A 19,489-nucleotide genomic window follows, 5' to 3' on the forward strand; every position below is an offset into this window, starting at 1 on the left:
GCGCTCCCAAACGAAAAACGACCCGCACGCACATGCGCACGGGTCGTTAAGTCTCGACCTTCTCGTTACACCGTTCGGTTCCTGAGAAAGGACCTTAACTGAACGGCATTAGGGCCCGCCGGGCCCTTTTTTCATGGGGTTTCGGATCGCCCGGGTTGGACGGACCTTGCATGCGGGAGACGCATTACCGCCGGCACGGGCGCATGCGGTAGGCGCTGGCGGGCGGGAACGAAGATTGCTCGCAATGATGTCGACAAGGACACCACCGATTCCCACGGAGCGCAGCCATGCCCGAATACAAGTCCAGGCTCACCGACTATCACTATGGCGGCCACAGCGCGGTGAGCGATGACCGCGGCCAGCTCGCGGCCGCGGATGTGCGCCCCGCCAGCCACGACAATCATCCGGTTCAGCAGTATGTCCCATCCGGCGCCAACGAGCCCGTGGGCGTCGAACGCTATGGCATGTATGGGGTGGCACCGGGGCCGGTGGCGACGGGCCCGGCAAACCGGGTCTTTGCCGAGCCCGTACCCCGGCTCTATGACGGGGACGGCGTGCGCACCGACGCCCGCGCAAGTGAAGCCAGGCTGCTCGAACGGTTCGAGATGGAGATTGCCGACGTGGTCGACCCCGGCATTGTCAAAGCCGAAATCGTAACGGGGATCTGCACGCTGCGCGGCACGGTGCGCGATGCCGTGGCCAGAAGGCGCATCGAAGCGATTGCCGGCCGGTGCCTTCCGGAGTGCGCGATACAAAGCGAACTGCTTACCTCGACGTCGCAAGCGCCGCAAGCGCCTGGGGAGCCGGCCATGTCCTCCGCAGGGCTACGGTTTGATTCGCCATGAAGCCACCTATCCGGAAATCCCAGGCAGTCCGCTAATCGCGTCTCCGACTTCCCGGGGCCCTGCTACGGCAGCGGCACCCGCGGCCTCCATGACCGCTCGCGGCATGGACGACGCCTCCGCATCGCGCGGGTTCCGGATCAGCGTGCGTCCGCCGAGCGCGCACGAACGCCAGGCCTGCAGCCCCGTCCAGATCGCCGCTAAGGATCACGCCGACCACGCGCGATCCGAACGCAAGCGCCGGAGCGGAACAACGGATCGATCGCGGGACGGCTGAAGTTCTCCCTGGCCGCGTGCGAAAGGCGGGACCGCGCGCGCCGGCGACGAGCCTTCAGCCCCGGATCTGGCGCGGATCATGGCCGAACGAGCTGCGGCTGCGAATCTGGCCGTCCCTGCCGTGGATGAACAGCTCGCTGCGACGCTGCCGGGCCATCTCGGTGGCAACCTCGATCGCATCTTCCTGGGTCGCGAACAGTTTCCGGCTGGCCGGGTTGCTTGCTTCCTCGACGGCCCAGCCTTCCTGCGCCGGTACGACATGCACGTCCATGGACTTCATTCCGGTACCTCCGGTTGTCCCGTTCCCCTCGATTTATTCATCGGAAGGCCCGCCACGCCAATCGGCGCGCGTCTGACAAGGACGTAGGCCGACCTCGGACAGAAGCCGCTGACAACGGAAGTCCGATGTGCGTTTCGACGCATCCGCATGGATGGCCACGGACGACATGCGCGGCCGGCTTGGGGGCTGTCGAGAGAGAGCCGGCCGCGGCTCTCGTGCGCGCTATCGTGCGCCGTACGGAAAGCCGTGCTGCGCGCTCAGACGGTCGAGCCGTGCGCGCATGCGGGCCAGGTCGGCGGCGAGCTGCCGCGCCATGAACGGGAGCGGGCCGGGCAGCGCGTTCGCTGGGGAGGCGGCCATTGACGCGGTCGGCGATGGCGCGTGCCCTGTTTCGAGCAACTCGGCCATCGACAGCAGCGCAGGCTCGATGCCGGGGTCTTCGCCCTCGCGCATGCCGGTCTCCTGTTCGATCGCCGCCATGAGTTCAAGCGCGCTGATGCAGACGCGCGCTGCGTGCTGGATCTCTTCGAACTCTGCCGCCGGCACGCCGGTCTCCTTGGCCACGGAGGGAATCAGCCCGCGCAACGGGATCAGCCGCGTGCCGAGGTCGAGCATGGCCGTGCGCTGTTCCGCGGCATCGGTGAAGCCGCTCTGCATCTTGCGGTGGACCGCGGCGCTGGCACGCAGCAACTCTGCCAGCCGGATGCGCCAGGCATAGGAGGCATAGGCCGGCAGCGCAAAAGAAAACACGAGCGCGATCGCCGTGCCGATGAAGACATCGACCGTCCGCCACAGCGCGTCATAGACATTCTGGTTGCCATGGCCGGCCGTGATCACCACGGTGATCGCCGCGAGCAGCGCGATATATCCGCCCTTGCCGATCGCGTGGTACGCACAGTAGCCGCAGATCACGGCCATCAGCGCATAGGTGAGCAGTGGCAGGCCGACATACGATTGCTGCACGATCAGCGCCAGTCCGGCCAGCGCGCCGATCAGCGTGCCGAGTCCGCGCTCGGCCGCGCGGCGCCGGATATTGCCGTGGTGCTGCAGTCCGCCGATCACCACCAGCACGGTAATGGTGGCCCACTCGCCGTGCGGGATGTCGATGCCGGTGGTCAGCGCGATCGATACCAGCAGCGCGAGCGCGACGCGAATCGCATGGAACTGCCTGGCCTGACGGAATCGACGGTTCGTGTCGAACAGCACATCGGTGGTCTTGCGCAGGAGATCGAGCATGGTCGCGTGGCGGCAGGGGGCGAATGCCCAGTGTACGTCACGCCGCGCGGCTGGAAGCGGTGCATAGGCGTTGCACTGCCAGTGACGGCGCGATGCCGCGGCGTTACCGCGGCGGCCGCGGGCTTCTTACGCTTTCACCCACGCCTGATTGCGCCACGACACGATTTCAGTGGGCGGCGCGGCACCCTCCGGCGCAACGCCCTTGTGGTAGGCGAGCGTGAACAGGACCAGCGAGGTCCGCCGCGACGAATACCGGTCGCGCAGCGGCATGCCGGACCTTGCTGGCCAGCAATGCGGCGGCAGCCGCCCTGCGCTTGCGTAGGCCAGGCCGCAGTGTCCCCATCCGGCCGAAGACAACTGCCACAGCCAGCGGAATCCCTCGTTGGGAGGGCGGAGGCGTGCGCGCATGCAATGTCCTCCCTGTTGCAGCGGGCGCGAATGTGCGGTCCGCGCAGGTCGCTTCGCGCGAGCGGCACGACCTGCCTCGGATCCGTACCTGCCAACATAGCATCTGGTGCCGGCCCAGGGAAAGTTTCCGTGCCGCGTGCGCCTCACGCAAGCGACGAATCGTCGTCGAAGAAGCCACCGTCGTCGAGTCCGCCGGATAGCCCGCCATCGTCCAGGAAGCCGTTTGCCGTGGCCGTATTGCCGTTGCCCGACAAGGCGGAGTCGTCGTTGCCGTAGTAGTTGTTGACGATGGTCGTGTCGGACGCTGCCTGGCCCGTGCCCGACTGGCCGAGGAAGCCGCTGCCGCTGTTGTGGTGGAACAGGTTCTCGATGCCCTGGAACAGGAACGCTCCGCCCGCCACGCCGGCGGCGGTGGTGGCAATGCTGCCCAGCGTGCCGCCGAGCCCGCCGCTGAGGAAGCCCGGGCGCGGTGCCTGGGCTGGCACGGCCTGCGGCATCGCTTGTGGCAGCGATTGTGGCATCGGCTGCGGCACCGGCTGTTGCATGACTTGCGGCGCGGGCGCCGTCTGCACAGGTGTGTTGCCCCATGCGTTCTGCGCGCTGATGAAGCTGCCATTGCCGGCTCCATTGCCGGCGTTGGCCTGCGCGGCGGCGAGCTGCCCTTGCAGCGACGCAACCTGCGCCTGCGCCGAGGCGAGCGCGTGGTCGAGCAGCATGGCGCGCTGGACCAGCAGGTAGGCCGCGTCAGGCTGGCGGGCCACGGCTTCGGCAATGAGCTGTTGCGCCTGCGGGTCCTTGGCGTTGGCACGGGCCTGCGTGAGCTGGGTCAGAAAGGCTTCGAGTGCCTGCAATTCCTGGGGGGCCATGGGATATCTCTCCTGTCCGGACTGTCCGGTGAGCTTCGGGTACGGAAGCAGTCTATGGGCTGAGACTTAAGCGAAACTTAAAGCTGGTCGTCCGATCATCACTCTTCAGCCGCCATTGGCCCCAGGGCGGCCGGCCCTCAGGCCGCGCCCGTGAAAACGCGCCACGGCATCAGCACGGCTGCGGCCATGCTCACCAGCGCGAACAGGCGCTGCAGCCGTGCCGGCGGCGCCGCCGCCACGAAGCGCCTGCCCGCCAGCATCGCCGCCACCGCGCCGAGCGCGAAGGGCAGGGCCATGCCCCAGTCCACGCGGCCCCGCGAGGCAGCCGCGGCGATGGCCCCCGCCGAAACCAGCGCGATCACCGCCAGCGACGTGGCCAGGATGCTGCGCGCGGGCAGGTCGGTATAGCGTCGCAGCGCCGGCACGATGACAAAGCCCCCGCCTACGCCAAGCAGCCCGCTCAGCAAGCCGGACAATGCGCCAATGGCGGCGAGCGCGCGTGCGCACGGCCGCGTCCAGAGCAGGCGGCCACGCTGCGGGTGCAGCACGCAGGGCGGAGGCTCGGCGCATGGGGCGACGGTGCCGGCCTTGCGCAAGGTGCGCCACGCATTCAGCGCGAGCACCAGCGCGAACGCCGCCATCAGCGGCGGATTTGGCAGCCAACCGGCGAGCGCCACGCCGAACGGCGCCATGGCCATGCCGAGCACGCCGATCAGCGCCGCCGCGCGATAGCGCACGATGCCGTCGCGCAGCCCCAGTCCGGCGCCCACCACGGCGGACATCCCCACCGCGATCAGTCCCATGGGGGCAGCTTGCGCGACGTCCAGGTGCAGGCCGAACACCAGCATCGGCACGGCCAGGATGCCGCCGCCGGCGCCCGTAGCGGCCAGGATGGCGCCAATGACAGCGCCAAGCGCGGCGGTCAGGATAGCGGCTTCCATCGCGGGTTACCCGATCACTTCCGGCCGCGCCAGCCACTCCCGCCCTTTGAGCATGCCCTCCCAGTACAGCGCGGGCAGGACGTTGGCCTTGAGCATCCAGGCCGCGCGCGAAGGGCGCGTGCCGTCGATGAACCAGTCGGGGAAGGTCGGCTTGACCTTGCCGCCATAAACGAACTCGGCCAGCACGATCTTGCCGCGCTCGACCGTGAGCGGGCACGAGCCATAGCCGTCGTAGTGCGCCAGGCCCCGCGCGCGGCCCAGGCTGGCCAGCACATTGTGGGCGACGATCGGGGCCTGCTTGCGCGCGGCGGCCGCGGTCTTGGCATTGCCGGTGTTGGTCACATCGCCGAGCGCCCAGATATTGTCAAAGGCCGGATGGCGCAGCGTGGCCGGGTCCACGCTGACCCAGCCGGCCGCGTCCGCGAGCGGACTGGCCCTGATGAAGCCGGGCGCGCTTTGCGGCGGCACGACGTGGATCATGTCGAAGTCTTCTTCCACGGTCTGCGTGCTGCCGTCCGCCAGGGTGCGCACGAAGCGCGCACGCCGGCGCGCACCGTCGACGGCGGTCAGCCGGTGTTGCAGGCGCAGGTCGATGCCGTAGGCCTGCACATAGGACATCAGCGCCGGCACGTAGTCGGCCACGCCGAACAGCGCCGCACCGGCGTTGAGAAAGCTGACGCGCGTGGCGCCGAGCGTGCCCCGGCGCCGCCAGGCGTCGCAGGCCAGGTACATGGCCTTCTGCGGTGCGCCGGCGCACTTGATCGGCATGGGTGGCTGGGTGAAGAGCGCCTTGCCGCCGCGCAGCGCGCTGACGAGCTGCCACGTGTAGGGCGCGAGGTCGAAGCGGTAGTTCGAGGTCACGCCGTTGCGGCCCAGCGTCTGCGTGAGCCCCTCGATGCCGTCCCAGTCAAGTTGCAGGCCCGGGCATACGACGAGCCGCTCATAGCGAACGATGCGCCCGTCGTCGAGCCGTACTTCGTTGCGCTCCGGATCGAATGCCGCCACCGCGGCGCTGATCCAGCGCGCCTGCCGCGGAATGCAGTCCGCCATCTCGCGCACGGTGGTGGCGGCCTTGAACACGCCGCCGCCCACCATGGTCCAGCCGGGCTGGTAGTAGTGGCGCTGCGCGGGGTCGATCAGTGCGATGTCCAGCCCGGGCTCGCGCGCGAGCAGGCTGGCGGCCACGGCAATGCCGGCGGCACCGGCGCCGACGACGACCACGCGGTGCGTGCTGTCGATGACCTTGCCGGCCGGGGCGTGACCGGTGTGCCCGCCGGGTACGGCGGGGCGGGGATCTTGGGGGCGAGGATCCATGTTGGGGGGCGTTCCTTGGGGGTGAGTGCTGCCCGCCGCCGGCAGGCGGCGGAATCGGTGCGGCCGGGCCGCGGGGGCTTCAGGCCGCGTCGAGCGGAATCTTCAGGTAGCGCACGCCGTTGTCCTCCGGCTCCGGCAGGTGGCCGGCGCGCATATTGACCTGGACGGACGGCAGCATCAGCGCGGGCATGCCCAGCGTGGCATCGCGCTGCGTGCGCATGGCGACGAAGTCGTCCTCGGTCACGCCGTCGTGGACATGCAGGTTGCCGCGGCGCTGGTCGCCCACGGTGGTGCGAAAGCACAGTTCGCGGCCGCCTGGCTGGTAGTCATGGCACAGGTAGAGCTCGGTCTGCGCCGGCATCGACAGGATGCATTGGATCGAGCGGTACAGCGTGCGCGCGTCGCCGCCGGGAAAATCGCAGCGGGCGGTGCCGTAGTCGGGCATGAACAGGGTGTCGCCGACAAAGGCGGCCTGCCGGCTGCCATCGCTGACCAGATAGGTCAGGCAGGCGGGCGTATGTCCCGGCGTGGACAGCACGGTGACCTCCAGTCCGCCGATCTGCAGACGGTCGCCGTCGGCCAGCAGGCGGTTGAACTGGCTGCCGTCGCGCGCAAAGGCGGTGCCGGCGTTGAACATCCGGCCGAACACGTTCTGCACCGTAGTGATGTGGGCGCCGATGGCGGTCATGCCGCCTAGTTGCGCTTGCAGGTAGGGCGCGGCGGAGAGATGGTCGGCATGGACATGGGTCTCGAGAATCCACGCGACGGTGGCGCCTAGCGACCGTACCCGCGCGATCAGGTGGTCGGCACTGGCGGTGCTGGTGCGCCCGGCGCTGGCGTCATAGTCGAGCACGCTGTCGATGACGGCACACTGGCGCGAAGCCTCGTCGAGCACGAGGTAGCTGACGGTGCTGGTGCGAGGGTCGAAGAAGCCTTCTACGGCAAGGCTGGGGGCGGATGGGGTCGGTTGTGCTGCCACGATTGTCTGCCAGTTGATGTTCTGGACAGGGGAAGATCAATTTTCGTGCCTGCTGCGCCGCTTGTTGCGCGGGAAGGGCGGGTTCCTCCAGGGAAATCAACGGGAAAGAGATCTCCAGGACCCGCCTGGAGCGCTGCCTCCACCGTGCCCCTATGGCATACTTCTCTGCCATTTGGCAGTAATTGGCAGTTCATGACAGTGGGCTGCCCACAATGATGGCGCCCCCTAAAACTCTCCCTTCCGAGACCGGCAATACCCCGGTTCAGGCCGACGCCATGCGTCCGCTGATCGCCTTCCTGGAACATGAGGCGCAGCCGATGATCGTGCTCGATCCCGACTACAACATTGTCGCGGCCAATGCCGCCTACCAGCGGCAGTTCGCGCGCAGCGGGACCCAGTACGTGGGCAGGAAGTGCTACCAGGTCTCGCACCAGTACGACGTGCCATGCGACAAGGCCGGCGAACACTGCCCGATGCAGAAGGCGCGCGAAACCCTTGGCAGCGACCGCATCCTGCATGTTCACCACACGCCGCGCGGCCCCGAGCATGTCGATGTCGAGCTTCGGCCCATCGTGGGTGCCGACGGCGGCATCGTCGCCTTTGTCGAACGGCTCAATACCGTCAGGAGCGCGTCCGCGCGCGTCAGCGAGGGCGGACTGGTCGGACGCTCGCCGGCGTTCAACGCGGTGCTCGAACAGCTGCATCGCGTGGCGCCGTCCGCGCTGCCCGTGCTGCTGCAGGGGGAGTCCGGCACCGGCAAGGAGATGTTCGCGCGCGCACTGCATGACGCCAGCGACCGCGCCTCCGGCCCCTTCGTGGTGGTGGACTGCTCGGGCCTGTCCGAGACGCTGTTCGAGAGCGAACTGTTCGGCTACGAGAAAGGCGCGTTCACCGGCGCGCAGTCGCGCAAGCCCGGGCTGGTGGAAACCGCGCAGCACGGCACGCTGTTCCTGGACGAGATCGGCGACGTGCCGCTGGCCATGCAGGTAAAGCTGCTGCGGCTGATCGAGTCGCGCACCTTTCGCCGGGTTGGCGGACTGGAAACGCATGCCACCGACTTCCGTCTGGTAGCGGCAACGCACAAGCCGCTGCAGGAGATGGTGGCGCAGGGCACGTTCCGGCAGGACCTGCTGTATCGCATCAACGCCTTTCCCATCCATCTGCCGGCCTTGCGCGAGCGGTGGCAGGACATCCCGCTGCTGGCGCAGGCGCTGCTGCGGCGCGCGCTGCCGGTGGACCGGACCCTGCGCATCGACGACGAGGCAGCGGCACGGCTGTGCGCGCACGCGTGGCCGGGCAATATCCGCGAACTTCGCAATGTGCTGGAGCGGGCCATGCTGTTCGCCTATGACGGGGTCATCCGTGCCAGGGATCTGCCGCCCGAACTGGTGCAAGGCCCGCTGACGCCGGCACGCACGGACCTGCCGGGCGATGCCGCCGCGTGGCAGGGCCACGGCCGCATGCGCTGGCCCGACGATGCGGTGCTGCGCACGCTGGCGCTGGAATTCCCGGGCACGCGCAAGGCCCTGGCGACCCATCTCGGGTGCAGCGAACGGACGCTGTACCGGCGGCTGCGGGCGCTGGGGCTGGCCTGAACGCTGCCCTGAACATCATGCAGCCATGGTAATGTCCGCGGTTATTCCGTACTGCGGCAACGAGGGCATGCATGCTAAGGTAACCCCGGTGGCGATGCCTTCCTGTGGCTGCATATGAATCGACCCGCCGCTAAAGCCTTCGGCTTGTAGCGGGGGGTTCCGGGTTCACCGACTCCTGCGCCTTGCGGCTGACCGCCTGGCGTCTTACCGATGTCTCCCCCGGCGTGGAAGCCTGTATAGGCTCCGGTTCGGAGCATCCCGCCCCTACCTTGGTTCGCATCCGCATCGTCTTCTTCCGGCCCACGGGCGAGAACTCGCCCGACAGCACCAGCGCGACACCACGATCCCGGATGACCCGGCTCGCGTTGTGGTCGGCGTTCGTTCGGAAGCCGCAGCCTTGGCAGACAAACTCGGCCTGCGTCGGCCGGTTCTCCGGATGAGTATGGCCGCACTGGCTACACTCCTGCGAACTGTAATGCGGTGGCACCGTGACGACGAGCTTGTTGCGTCGCAGTGCCTTGTATTGGGCGAACACCAGGGTCTTGCCCCAGGCGCTCGCCAGTATCTTGCTGTTAAGGCCTGCCTTGGCTCTAGCCTGATTCTTGAGCCACTGGCCCGTTTCGTTTTGCTTTGCCTTCGGCCGAGCGCTCATCGCCTTGACTCGCAGCGCCTCGAACACCAGCAGCCGAACGCCGGCGGATTCCACCAGCCGGTAACTCGTCTGGTGTGCGAAGTCGAGTCTCACGCTACGGGCGTACTGATGACAACGTGCCACCCGGTGTGCCGCCTTGCGTCGGCCCGATGACCCCTTGGGCCGTCGCGCCATGCGACGCTGCCAGCGTTTGCGGGCACGCTCCTTCTTGCGCAGGCGCTGTTGTTGCACCTCGCTGAGGCCGGCACACACCCCGGTGCTTGCGAAGACGGGGACGGTCACGCCACGGTCAATGCCCACTGCCGACGAACGCAATTCCTCTTCCGGCCAGCTTGCCAGTTCGGCGGCGATCTCCTGCGGGGTCGGCTGCGGCAGCGCGTCGTCGACACTGAAGGACACATACCAGCGCTGCGCGTCGACCGTGAGCGTGATGCTTGCGGGGATTTTGTGCGGGCGATGCGCGGTATAGGGAATGGCGCCGACCGGGAACTTGCCCTTGCCTATGCTGAGCCGATAGGAAACCTCGTCCGGCGTGGCACCACCTACGACGGCCTCGAACAAGAACAGCTCGTTGGTCAGCCAAACCGACTGTGGACCGCTCTTGCGCTGGATGGTCGGGCGACCACCAAGCTTCTGGAAGAAGCGGCTGTAGGCCGTCTTCCAGCGCACCGCGCCATTACGTAAGACCTGCGAGGGCACCTCATACAACCAAGGTGTCAGTTCTCGACTCTTGAAGCGCGCGTACTCCTGGTCGATCGGGGCATGCTCTCCGGCCAATGCCAGCGTTTGGCGCTGGAAGGCTCGGTAGTACCGATCCTCACCCACCTTGGCGTTGTAGATGAAGCGCTGACAGCCAATCCAGCGCAGCAGTATCGCCTGTTGCTCAGGTGTCGGATAACAGCGAAATCGGTAGCCTACTTGCATCCGGAAACCTTACCATCACAGCTCAGACATGGGAATCGAAAATCAGACGAGCGCGCATGCGGTCTACAACCTCAAGCTGCATATCGCCTTCGTTACGAAATACCGTCGCAAGACGCTGACGCCAGAACTGCTGGCATATCTTGAGATCGTGTTTGGGCAAGTCCTCGCAGCTTGGCGCTGCGAGCTATTGGAATTTGGTGGCGAGCCCGATCACGTGCATCTCCTGGTCAGCATCCATCCGGCCCTCGACATCTCGGTGCTCATCAATAATCTGAAGACAGCGAGTGCGCGTCGTGCCCGCCGGCAATTTGCAGAACATCTCGCTCATTATTATTGGAAGCCGCTCTTCTGGCATAGAGAGTACTTCGACTCATCGGTGGGCGGGGCATCGCTTGAGACGGTGAAGGCCTATGTCGAGCGACAGGGGAGTGAGGAGCAGGCCCGCCGTAAAGGCAAGGCAGCCTGACGGAGTGCCGCCGACTTGACCCCTCCTGAGCCTGCCGGCCCGAGGAGGGGGAATGCGTCGGCAGAGACTGTTCAACCTGTCGCACAGCGCCTGCGAACGCTGGATGAAAGCCCGGCTGGAGCTGCCGGAAGATTTCTTCGAGTCGCTGCGCCAGGGTTCGCACTCCACGCGCATCGAGCGCCAGGATCCGGCGCTGCTGGCGGTGGTCAACGACGTGATCTACAACTTGGGGTCTCGTCCAACGACATCTCCACGCTGTGGGCGTGAGCCGATCGCTGCCTGCTGGTCACGGCGCGGGCGAAGCCGCTGCGCTCGGTCGACAAGCTGCGTCCCGCGGTGCGCGGTGGCGAGTGCTTCCGTTCGCCGCTGGACATGCTGGCGCACCTGCTGCGCGACCAGGCCGACATGCTGGTGCAGATCGTGCGCGAGACCGGCATCGGCGTGGACCGCATCGAAGACCAGCTGCTCGCGCAGCGCCTGCAGGCCAACCGGGCGACCTCGGCGCCATGCGGCGCGGGCTGGTGCGGGCTGGTGCGGCTGCAGCGCCTGCTGGCGCCCGAGCCAGGCGCGATGTTCCGGCTGCTCAACCGCCCGCCGCCCTGGATCCGCGACGGCGACCTGCAGGAACTGCGCGAGGCGACCGAAGAATTTTCGCTGGTGCTCAACGATCTGGCGGCGCTGGTGGAGCGCATCAAGCTGCTGCAGGAAGAAGCTCAACGAACAGACCAACCGCACGTTGTTCACGCTGACGCTGGTCACCGTGCTGGCGCTGCCGATCAACATCGTGGCGGGCTTCTTCGGCATGAACGTCGGCGGCATTCCGCTGTCCGAGCACCCGCACGGCTTCTGGATACTGGTGGCCCTGGTGGCGACCTTCACGGTACTGGCCGGCCGTTGGGCATTCCGCAAAGAGGGGCCGTAGCGCGTCCTTCACGGGACTGCCATACTGCCGCGCTAGCATCGCCACCCGGAGGGCCTGTGCCAGGCCCAGGCTGAATTGGGACCAAGCATGTGGAGCATGTCATGACCAACCACGAAGAAGCCCTGATCCGGCGCATCCACCGCGAGGTGGCGGATCAATACGACGAAGAACTCGAACTCGAACTCGAGGATCGCGAGTTCGTGCTGTGCCCCGATGGCCAGGCCAGCCTGGCCGAGGATGGACCCGACGAACGGGCGCACCGCCAGCGCTACTTTCACGAGCTGTTCCGCCTGCAGGGCGAACTGGTCAAGCTGCAGAGCTGGGTGGTCAGCAGCGGGCACAAGATGGTGGTGCTGTTCGAAGGCCGCGACGCGGCCGGCAAGGGCGGCGTGATCAAGCGCATTTCGCAGCGCCTGAACCCGCGCGTGTGCCGCGTGGCAGCGCTGCCCGCGCCCAACGATCGCGAACGCACGCAGTGGTATTTCCAGCGCTATGTGTCGCACCTGCCCGCGGCTGGCGAGATCGTGCTGTTCGACCGCAGCTGGTACAACCGCGCCGGCGTGGAACGCGTCATGGGCTTCTGTAGCGACGACCAGTACGAGGAGTTCTTCCGCTCCGTGCCGGAATTCGAGCGCATGCTGGTGCGCTCTGGCATCCAGGTCCTCAAGTACTGGTTCTCGATCTCCGACGACGAGCAGCACCTGCGCTTCCTGAGCCGCATCCACGATCCGCTCAAGCAGTGGAAGCTCAGCCCGATGGATCTGGAGTCGCGCCGCCGCTGGGAGGACTACACACGGGCCAAGGAAATCATGCTTGAGCGCACGCATATCGCGGAAGCGCCGTGGTGGGTGGTGCAGGCCGTGGACAAGAAGAGCGCGCGGCTCAACTGCATCCATCACCTCCTGCAACAGGTGCCTTATGCGGAGGTCGATCAGGAAGCCGTGGTGCTGCCCCAGCGCGAGCGGCGTGCCGACTATGTGCGCATGCCGGTGCCGCAGGACATGATCGTGCCGGAAATCTACTGACCCGGCATGCCGGCTGCTGCCGCGACAGCCACGGTTCAGGCATTTTGAACGAGTCGGACAGTGTGCGTCGCCCCGCCGCCTGCGCTGGCGCGCTAGCATCAACAGGTTTGCTGTCCGCTGTTCGCCCCCCAAGATGACCTTTGTCGTGACGGATGCCTGCATCCAGTGCCGCCATACCGACTGCGTGGAAGTCTGCCCCATGTCGTGCTTCCACGAAGGGCCAAACTTCCTTGCCATTGATCCTGACCAGTGCATCGATTGCTCGATGTGCGTGCCGCTGTGCCCGGTAGGCGCGATCTATTCCGAGCATGACCTGCCTGAAGACCAGCGCCATTTCCTGGCCATCAACGCCGAGCTGGCGCGCCGCGCGGACTGGCCGCCGCTGCTGAAGGCGAAGGGTCCGTTGCCCGATCATGCGGACTGGGACGGCCATCCTGACAGGCTGTCGCTGCTGGTCCGGTAAGCAGTCCGGCAAGCAGTCCGGCAAGCCGCCCGAAGCTCCCGCTCAGCGCTTCTGCGCGCGGTACTCCGGAAAGGCCTCTGCCAGCGTCAGCACCGTGCCGGTCAGGCTGCCGTCATAACCCGGCAGCGCATTGACGCGCTGGCGGAAGCTCTCGCTCGTGAGCGCGCCGACGGCGCCGGCCAGGGCGGGGCTGGCGAGCTTCCTCTTTTCGATGGCGAAGAAATAGCGCTCCTTGAGCACCGGCACGAATTCCAGCCCGAAGCGCCGCGCCGCGGTTTCCACGCCAAAACCCACATCCGCCATGCCGCTGCCGATATACGCCGCGACCGCAGCGTGCGTGAATTCGCCGTTGTTGTAGCCCTCGATGCGGGCGGGGTCGATACCGCGCGCGGCCAGGATCAGGTCCAGCAGCAGCCGCGTGCCGGAGCCGATCTGGCGGTTGACGAAGCGCACTTCGCTGCGCATCAGGTCTTCCAGCGTCTGCACCCCGAGCGGGTTGCCCATGCGCGTGAACAGCCCCTGGCTGCGCACGGCCAGATGAATCAGGCAGTGGGTGTCGGGTTTCAGCCACCTGGTGAAGTGGCGGACCATGCCATCCTCGAACTCGCCCACCGGCACATGGAAGCCGGCAATATCGCAGGCGCCTTCCGCCAGCGCGGCCACGGCTTCCACGCTGCCGCAGTACTTCAGGTCATGCCGCACCTGCTGCTCGTCGAGGAAATCGCGCAGCGCCGCCACCGCAAAGCCGTGGCTCGCATGCAGGCGGACGGCCGGGTCGGTGCGGTCCATCAGCTTTTTCAGTTCGATCTCCAGTTCCGAGGCCAGGCTGTCCAGCGTCGGCGACAGCCGCGCGCCGATGCGCTTGCTGGCCCATACGAGCTGTTGCGCCAGCGGCGTGAGGGCGCTGCCGCGCCCACGGGTCTTGGCGATCAGCGGGCCGCCGAACAGGGACTCGGCATCGCGCAGGATGCCCCACGCATAGCGGTAGGACAGCGCGACCGCCTCGGCCGACTGGCTGATGCTGCCGGATGTCTCGATATGTCCCAGCAGCGCCACCAGGCGCGAAACGTCCAGCGGTTCGCCGGCCGGGCTGTCATCGTCCCGGATTTGCAGGTGAGGGGAGATCGAGATACGGATCATATGTAAAAAATAGCTTATTGAACCTGGCCAAACAACTACTTATAGTCGCTCCAACGGCCATAAAGCCGTGGTTATACCCCGGCAAATAGGTAAAAAATAGCATATAACGGTCGCCCTCCCGAGGGCGCGGCCCCCACAGGAGACGCAATGCCAGATTCCGCCACCCCCGCTACGGCGCCGGCCGACGCGGCCCGCTCAGCGGCCATCGCCGCGATCGTGGCGGCGCACCAGGACATGCCCGGTGCCCTGCTGCCGATCCTGCACGAAATCCAGGATACCCAGGGCTACATCCCCGAGACGGCCGTCCCGGTCATCGCCAGGGCGCTGAACCTGTCGCGCGCCGAGGTGCACGGCGTGATCACGTTCTACCACCATTTCCGCCAGCAGCCCGCCGGCCGCCACGTGGTGCAGGTCTGCCGTGCCGAGGCCTGCCAGTCGGTTGGCGCCGACGCGCTGGTCGAACACGCCAAGCGCGCGCTTGGCTGCGATTTCCATGAAACCACCGCCGACGGCGCGGTCACGCTGGAGCCGGTCTACTGCCTGGGCCAGTGCGCCTGCGGCCCGGCAGTGATGATGGGCGAGCAACTGCACGGCTATGTCGATGCCAGGCGCTTCGACGTGCTGGTGCGCCAGCTGCGCGAAGCCGAGCCCGCCAACGAGGAGGCCCAGGCATGAGCGCCGCCATCACCACCATCTTCGTCCCGCGCGACTCCACCGCGCTGGCCCTGGGCGCCGACGACGTGGCGCGCGCGATTGCGCGTGAGGCCGCGGCGCGCGGCGAGTCCGTGCGCATCGTGCGCAACGGTTCGCGCGGCATGTTCTGGCTCGAGCCGCTGGTCGAGGTGCAGACCGGCGCGGGCCGCGTGGCCTACGGTCCGGTCAGTGCCGCCGAGGTGCCGGGCCTGTTCGATGCCGGACTGCTGCAAGGCGGCGCGCATGCGCTGGCACACGGCCTGACCGACGAAATTCCGTTCCTCAAGCGCCAGGAGCGCCTGACCTTCGCACGCGTCGGCATCACCGATCCGCTGTCGCTCGACGACTACCGCGCGCATGAAGGCTTTGCCGGCCTCGAACGCGCGCTGTCGATGGAAGCGGCCGCGATCGTGCAGGAGGTGACCGACTCAGGCCTGCGCGGCCGCGGCGGCGCGGCGTTCCCGACCGGCATCAAGTGGAAGACCGTGCTGGGCGCGAAATCCGCCGTCAAGTACATCGTCTGCAATGCGGACGAGGGCGACTCGGGCACGTTCTCGGACCGCATGGTGATGGAAGACGATCCGTTCATGCTGATCGAGGGCATGACCATCGCCGGCCTCGCCGTGGGCGCGGAGCAGGGCTATATCTACTGCCGTTCCGAATACCCGCATGCCATCGCCGTGCTGAACGCGGCCATCGGCATTGCCACGGCCGCCGGCTGGCTTGGCGACGATATCCAAGGCAGCGGCAAGCGCTTCCGGCTTGAAGTGCGCAAGGGCGCCGGCGCCTATGTGTGCGGCGAGGAAACCGCGCTGCTCGAAAGCCTGGAAGGCAAGCGCGGCGTGGTGCGCGCCAAGCCGCCGCTGCCCGCGCTCGAAGGCCTGTTCGGCAAGCCCACCGTGATCAACAACGTGATCTCGCTGGCGACCGTGCCCGTCATCATGGCGCGCGGCGCGCAGCACTATCGCGACTTCGGCATGGGCCGTTCGCGCGGCACGCTGCCGTTCCAGCTCGCCGGCAACATCCGCCAGGGCGGTCTCGTGGAAAAGGCATTCGGCGTGACGCTGCGCGAACTGCTCCATGACTATGGCGGCGGCACGCGCAGCGGCCGCGCCGTGCGCGCGGTGCAGGTGGGCGGCCCGCTCGGTGCCTACCTGCCGGAATCGCGCTTCGACGTGCCGATGGACTACGAGGCCTATGCCGCGTTCGGCGGCGTGGTCGGCCACGGTGGCATCGTGGTGTTCGACGAGACCGTCGACATGGCGAAGCAGGCCCGCTACGCGATGGAGTTCTGCGCGGTCGAATCGTGCGGCAAGTGCACGCCGTGCCGGATCGGCTCCACGCGCGGCGTGGAAGTCATGGACCGGATCATCGCCGGCAACGAGCCCGTCAAGCACGTCAAGCTCGTGCGCGACCTGTGCGACACCATGCTCAACGGCTCGCTCTGCGCCATGGGCGGCATGACGCCGTACCCGGTGCTGTCCGCGCTCAACGAATTCCCCGAGGACTTCGGCCTCGCCCCCAACCCTGCCAAGGCGGCATAGGTCGACGCAAGCCGACTCAAGTACAGAACAACGGGAGACAACCATGGATTGCCGCGATGTGATTGACTTCGGCACACCCGCCAGTGAATCGACCGAGATGGTCACCCTCGAGGTCGACGGCGTCAGCGTCACCGTGCCGGCCGGCACGTCGGTGATGCGCGCCGCGATGGAGGCGCAGGTCAGCGTGCCCAAGCTGTGCGCGACCGACAGCCTGAAGTCCTTTGGCTCGTGCCGCCTGTGCCTGGTGGAGATCGAAGGGCGCCGCGGCTATCCGGCCTCGTGCACCACGCCGGTGGAAGCCGGCATGAAGGTGAAGACGCAGAGCGACAAGCTGTCCGACCTGCGCCGCGGCGTGATGGAGCTGTATATCTCGGACCACCCGCTGGATTGCCTGACCTGCCCGACCAATGGCAACTGCGAGCTGCAGGACATGGCGGGCGAGGTGGGCCTGCGCGAGGTGCGCTACAACGACGGCGGACCGATCGCCACGCACACCGAGATGAAGAAGGACGAGTCGAATCCTTACTTCACCTACGATCCGTCCAAGTGCATCGTCTGCAATCGCTGCGTGCGCGCGTGCGAGGAAACCCAGGGCACGTTCGCGCTGACGATCTCGGGCCGCGGTTTCGACTCGCGGGTATCGCCGGGCACCAGCCAGTCGTTCATGGAATCGGACTGCGTATCGTGCGGCGCCTGCGTGCAGGCCTGCCCGACCGCGACGCTGACCGAGACTTCCGTCATCAAGCTGGGCCAGGCACCGCGCAGCGTCGTCACCACCTGCGCCTACTGCGGCGTGGGCTGCTCGTTCAAGGCCGAGATGAAGGGCAACGAGGTCGTGCGCATGGTGCCGTACAAGGACGGCAAGGCCAATGAAGGCCACGCCTGCGTGAAGGGCCGCTTTGCCTGGGGCTACGCCACGCACCAGGACCGCATCCTCAAGCCGATGATCCGCGCGAAGATCACCGATCCGTGGCGCGAGGTGTCGTGGGAAGAGGCCATCGGCTACGCGGCTTCCGAGTTCAGGCGCATCCAGGCCAGGCACGGCAAGGATTCGATCGGCGGCATCGTGTCGTCGCGCTGCACCAACGAGGAAGGCTACCTGGTCCAGAAGCTCGTGCGCGCCGCGTTCGGAAACAACAACGTCGACACCTGCGCGCGGGTCTGCCACTCGCCGACCGGCTACGGCCTGAAGCAGACGCTCGGCGAATCGGCCGGCACGCAGACCTTCAAGTCCGTCGAGAAGTCCGACGTGATCATGGTGATCGGCGCCAACCCGACCGACGGCCACCCGGTGTTCGCGTCGCGCATGAAGAAGCGTCTGCGCGCCGGCGCCAAGCTGATCGTGGTCGATCCGCGCAGGATCGACCTGGTCGATTCGCCGCACATCCGCGCCGATTACCACCTGCAACTGCGTCCGGGCACGAACGTCGCGCTGGTGACGTCGCTGGCCCACGTGATCGTGACCGAAGGGCTGCTGGCTGACGCCTACATCGCCGAGCGTTGCGAGGACCGCGCGTTCCAGCAATGGCGCGACTTCGTCTCGCTGCCCGAGAACTCGCCGGAAGCCATGGCCGCCGTCACCGGCGTGCCGGCCGACATGCTGCGCGGCGCGGCGCGCCTCTACGCCACCGGCGGCAACGCGGCCATCTACTATGGCCTGGGCGTCACGGAACATGCGCAGGGCTCCACCACGGTGATGGGCATCGCCAACCTCGCCATGGCCACCGGCAACGTCGGCCGCGAAGGCGTGGGCGTGAATCCGCTGCGCGGCCAGAACAACGTGCAGGGTTCGTGCGACATGGGCTCGTTCCCGCACGAGCTGCCGGGCTACCGCCACGTGTCGGACTCGACCGTGCGCAGCCTGTTCGAATCGGCGTGGAATGTGCAGATCAGCCCCGAGCCGGGCCTGCGCATCCCGAACATGTTCGAAGCGGCGCTTGGCGGCAGCTTCATGGGCCTGTACTGCCAGGGCGAAGACATCGTCCAGTCCGACCCGAACACCCAGCACGTGTCCGAGGCGCTGTCGTCGATGGAATGCATCGTGGTGCAGGACATCTTCCTGAACGAGACCGCCAAGTACGCGCACGTGTTCCTGCCGGGCTCGTCGTTCCTGGAGAAGGACGGCACCTTCACCAACGCGGAGCGCCGCATCTCGCGCGTGCGCAAGGTGATGCCGCCCAAGGCCGGCTACGCCGACTGGGAAGCGACCATCCTGCTGGCCAACGCGCTCGGCTATCCGATGGACTACAAGAATCCATCGGAAATCATGGACGAGATCGCCCGCCTGACGCCGACGTTCTCCGGTGTCAGCTACCGGCGGCTGGACGAGCTGGGCAGCATCCAGTGGCCCTGCAACGAGCAGGCGCCGGAAGGCACGCCGACCATGCACATCGACCAGTTCGTGCGCGGCAAAGGCAAGTTCATCATCACCAAGTACGTGCCGACCACGGAAAAGATCACGCGCGCCTATCCGCTGATCCTGACCACGGGCCGCATCCTGTCGCAGTACAACGTGGGGGCGCAGACGCGCCGCACCGAGAACGTCCACTGGCATGACGAAGACCGGCTCGAAATCCATCCGCACGATGCCGAGGAACGCGGCGTCAAGGACGGCGACTGGGTCGGCGTGCAGAGCCGGGCAGGGGAGACGGTGCTGCGCGCGATCGTCAGCGAGCGCATGCAGCCGGGCGTGGTCTACACGACCTTCCACTTCCCGGAATCCGGTGCCAACGTGATCACCACCGACAACTCCGACTGGGCCACCAACTGCCCCGAGTACAAGGTGACCGCGGTGCAGGTGATGCCGGTGGCGCAGCCGTCGGCGTGGCAGAAGGAGTACCACGCGTTCAACGCGCAGCAATTGCAGCTGCTCGAAGCCGCCAGTGCCGACCCGGCCCAGGCCGCGGTAGGCTGACAGGAGGAC

17 protein-coding genes and 1 pseudogene are annotated in these 19,489 nt (G+C 67.1%); 9 read left to right on the forward strand and 9 right to left on the reverse strand.

Going from position 1 to position 19,489, the window contains the following annotated elements; translation table 11 throughout:
- Positions 1-287: 287 nt before the first annotated feature.
- On the forward strand, positions 288-845 hold the full coding sequence (locus tag KHO22_RS28045) for a hypothetical protein (RefSeq protein WP_211950447.1): 558 nt from the start codon (positions 288-290) through the stop codon (positions 843-845).
- Between the two features lie 328 nt (positions 846-1,173).
- Here KHO22_RS28045 and KHO22_RS28050 read toward each other — a convergent pair whose 3' ends face one another.
- The 7 genes from KHO22_RS28050 to KHO22_RS28080 all read right to left on the reverse strand — a co-directional run bounded on the left by KHO22_RS28050 (position 1,174) and on the right by KHO22_RS28080 (position 7,142).
- Positions 1,174-1,398 carry a DUF2188 domain-containing protein gene (locus KHO22_RS28050; RefSeq protein ID WP_211950448.1) on the reverse strand — a complete coding sequence of 75 codons (225 nt, stop codon included), beginning with the start codon at positions 1,396-1,398 and terminating at the stop codon, positions 1,174-1,176.
- Positions 1,399-1,620: 222 nt separating this feature from the next.
- A complete protein-coding gene (locus tag KHO22_RS28055; RefSeq protein ID WP_211950449.1) occupies positions 1,621-2,634 on the reverse strand; it encodes an FUSC family protein in 1,014 nt (337 codons plus the stop codon).
- Between the two features lie 126 nt (positions 2,635-2,760).
- A complete protein-coding gene (locus KHO22_RS28060; protein WP_211950450.1) occupies positions 2,761-3,042 on the reverse strand; it encodes a hypothetical protein in 282 nt (93 codons plus the stop codon).
- Between the two features lie 143 nt (positions 3,043-3,185).
- Positions 3,186-3,908, reverse strand: a complete 723-nt coding sequence (locus tag KHO22_RS28065; protein WP_211950451.1) for a DUF2076 domain-containing protein — start codon at positions 3,906-3,908, stop codon at positions 3,186-3,188.
- A gap of 137 nt (positions 3,909-4,045) precedes the next feature.
- Positions 4,046-4,849, reverse strand: coding sequence for a sulfite exporter TauE/SafE family protein (locus tag KHO22_RS28070; RefSeq protein WP_211950452.1), 804 nt, complete (start codon positions 4,847-4,849; stop codon positions 4,046-4,048).
- A 6-nt stretch (positions 4,850-4,855) separates the two neighbouring features.
- Positions 4,856-6,163: an NAD(P)/FAD-dependent oxidoreductase gene (locus tag KHO22_RS28075; protein WP_211950453.1), complete on the reverse strand. Its 1,308-nt coding sequence runs from the start codon at positions 6,161-6,163 to the stop codon at positions 4,856-4,858.
- Between the two features lie 79 nt (positions 6,164-6,242).
- On the reverse strand, positions 6,243-7,142 hold the full coding sequence (locus tag KHO22_RS28080) for an MBL fold metallo-hydrolase (protein ID WP_211950454.1): 900 nt from the start codon (positions 7,140-7,142) through the stop codon (positions 6,243-6,245).
- Positions 7,143-7,357: 215 nt separating this feature from the next.
- Between KHO22_RS28080 and KHO22_RS28085 the strand changes: the two genes are divergently transcribed.
- Positions 7,358-8,737: a sigma-54 interaction domain-containing protein gene (locus KHO22_RS28085; protein WP_211950509.1), complete on the forward strand. Its 1,380-nt coding sequence runs from the start codon at positions 7,358-7,360 to the stop codon at positions 8,735-8,737.
- Between the two features lie 130 nt (positions 8,738-8,867).
- On the opposite strand, the gene KHO22_RS28090 is transcribed toward KHO22_RS28085, so the two are convergent.
- On the reverse strand, positions 8,868-10,313 hold the full coding sequence (locus KHO22_RS28090; protein WP_211950455.1) for an RNA-guided endonuclease InsQ/TnpB family protein: 1,446 nt from the start codon (positions 10,311-10,313) through the stop codon (positions 8,868-8,870).
- Between the two features lie 28 nt (positions 10,314-10,341).
- Here KHO22_RS28090 and tnpA point away from each other — a divergent pair, with 28 nt between their 5' ends.
- The 4 genes and pseudogenes from tnpA (at position 10,342) to fdxA (ending at position 13,189) form a co-directional block, all read left to right on the forward strand.
- On the forward strand, positions 10,342-10,779 hold the full coding sequence (gene tnpA, locus KHO22_RS28095) for an IS200/IS605 family transposase (RefSeq protein WP_211950456.1): 438 nt from the start codon (positions 10,342-10,344) through the stop codon (positions 10,777-10,779).
- A gap of 70 nt (positions 10,780-10,849) precedes the next feature.
- Positions 10,850-11,701, forward strand: a pseudogene (locus tag KHO22_RS28100) (transporter); the annotation flags it as partial.
- A 101-nt stretch (positions 11,702-11,802) separates the two neighbouring features.
- On the forward strand, positions 11,803-12,726 hold the full coding sequence (ppk2, locus tag KHO22_RS28105) for a polyphosphate kinase 2 (protein WP_211950457.1): 924 nt from the start codon (positions 11,803-11,805) through the stop codon (positions 12,724-12,726).
- Between the two features lie 133 nt (positions 12,727-12,859).
- Positions 12,860-13,189, forward strand: coding sequence for a ferredoxin FdxA (gene fdxA / locus KHO22_RS28110; RefSeq protein ID WP_211950458.1), 330 nt, complete (start codon positions 12,860-12,862; stop codon positions 13,187-13,189).
- A gap of 42 nt (positions 13,190-13,231) precedes the next feature.
- Here fdxA and KHO22_RS28115 read toward each other — a convergent pair whose 3' ends face one another.
- The gene (locus tag KHO22_RS28115) at positions 13,232-14,329 is read right to left on the reverse strand and encodes a substrate-binding domain-containing protein (protein ID WP_211950459.1); all 1,098 of its coding nucleotides are present in this window, start codon (positions 14,327-14,329) and stop codon (positions 13,232-13,234) included.
- Positions 14,330-14,476: 147 nt separating this feature from the next.
- On the opposite strand from KHO22_RS28115, the gene KHO22_RS28120 reads away from it, so the two are divergent.
- Genes KHO22_RS28120 through fdhF form a run of 3 tightly spaced genes read left to right on the forward strand, consistent with a single transcriptional unit; the run spans position 14,477 to position 19,480 of the window.
- Complete coding sequence (locus KHO22_RS28120) at positions 14,477-15,004, forward strand: formate dehydrogenase subunit gamma (protein ID WP_211950460.1); 528 nt, start codon at positions 14,477-14,479, stop codon at positions 15,002-15,004.
- Complete coding sequence (locus tag KHO22_RS28125; protein WP_211950461.1) at positions 15,001-16,566, forward strand: formate dehydrogenase beta subunit; 1,566 nt, start codon at positions 15,001-15,003, stop codon at positions 16,564-16,566. Before KHO22_RS28120 ends, KHO22_RS28125 begins: the two co-directional genes overlap by 4 nt.
- 43 nt (positions 16,567-16,609) lie before the next feature.
- Positions 16,610-19,480: a formate dehydrogenase subunit alpha gene (gene fdhF, locus KHO22_RS28130; protein ID WP_211950462.1), complete on the forward strand. Its 2,871-nt coding sequence runs from the start codon at positions 16,610-16,612 to the stop codon at positions 19,478-19,480.
- Positions 19,481-19,489: the final 9 nt, after the last annotated feature.

The organism is Cupriavidus yeoncheonensis (genome assembly GCF_905397275.1).
Lineage (GTDB): Bacteria > Pseudomonadota > Gammaproteobacteria > Burkholderiales > Burkholderiaceae > Cupriavidus > Cupriavidus yeoncheonensis.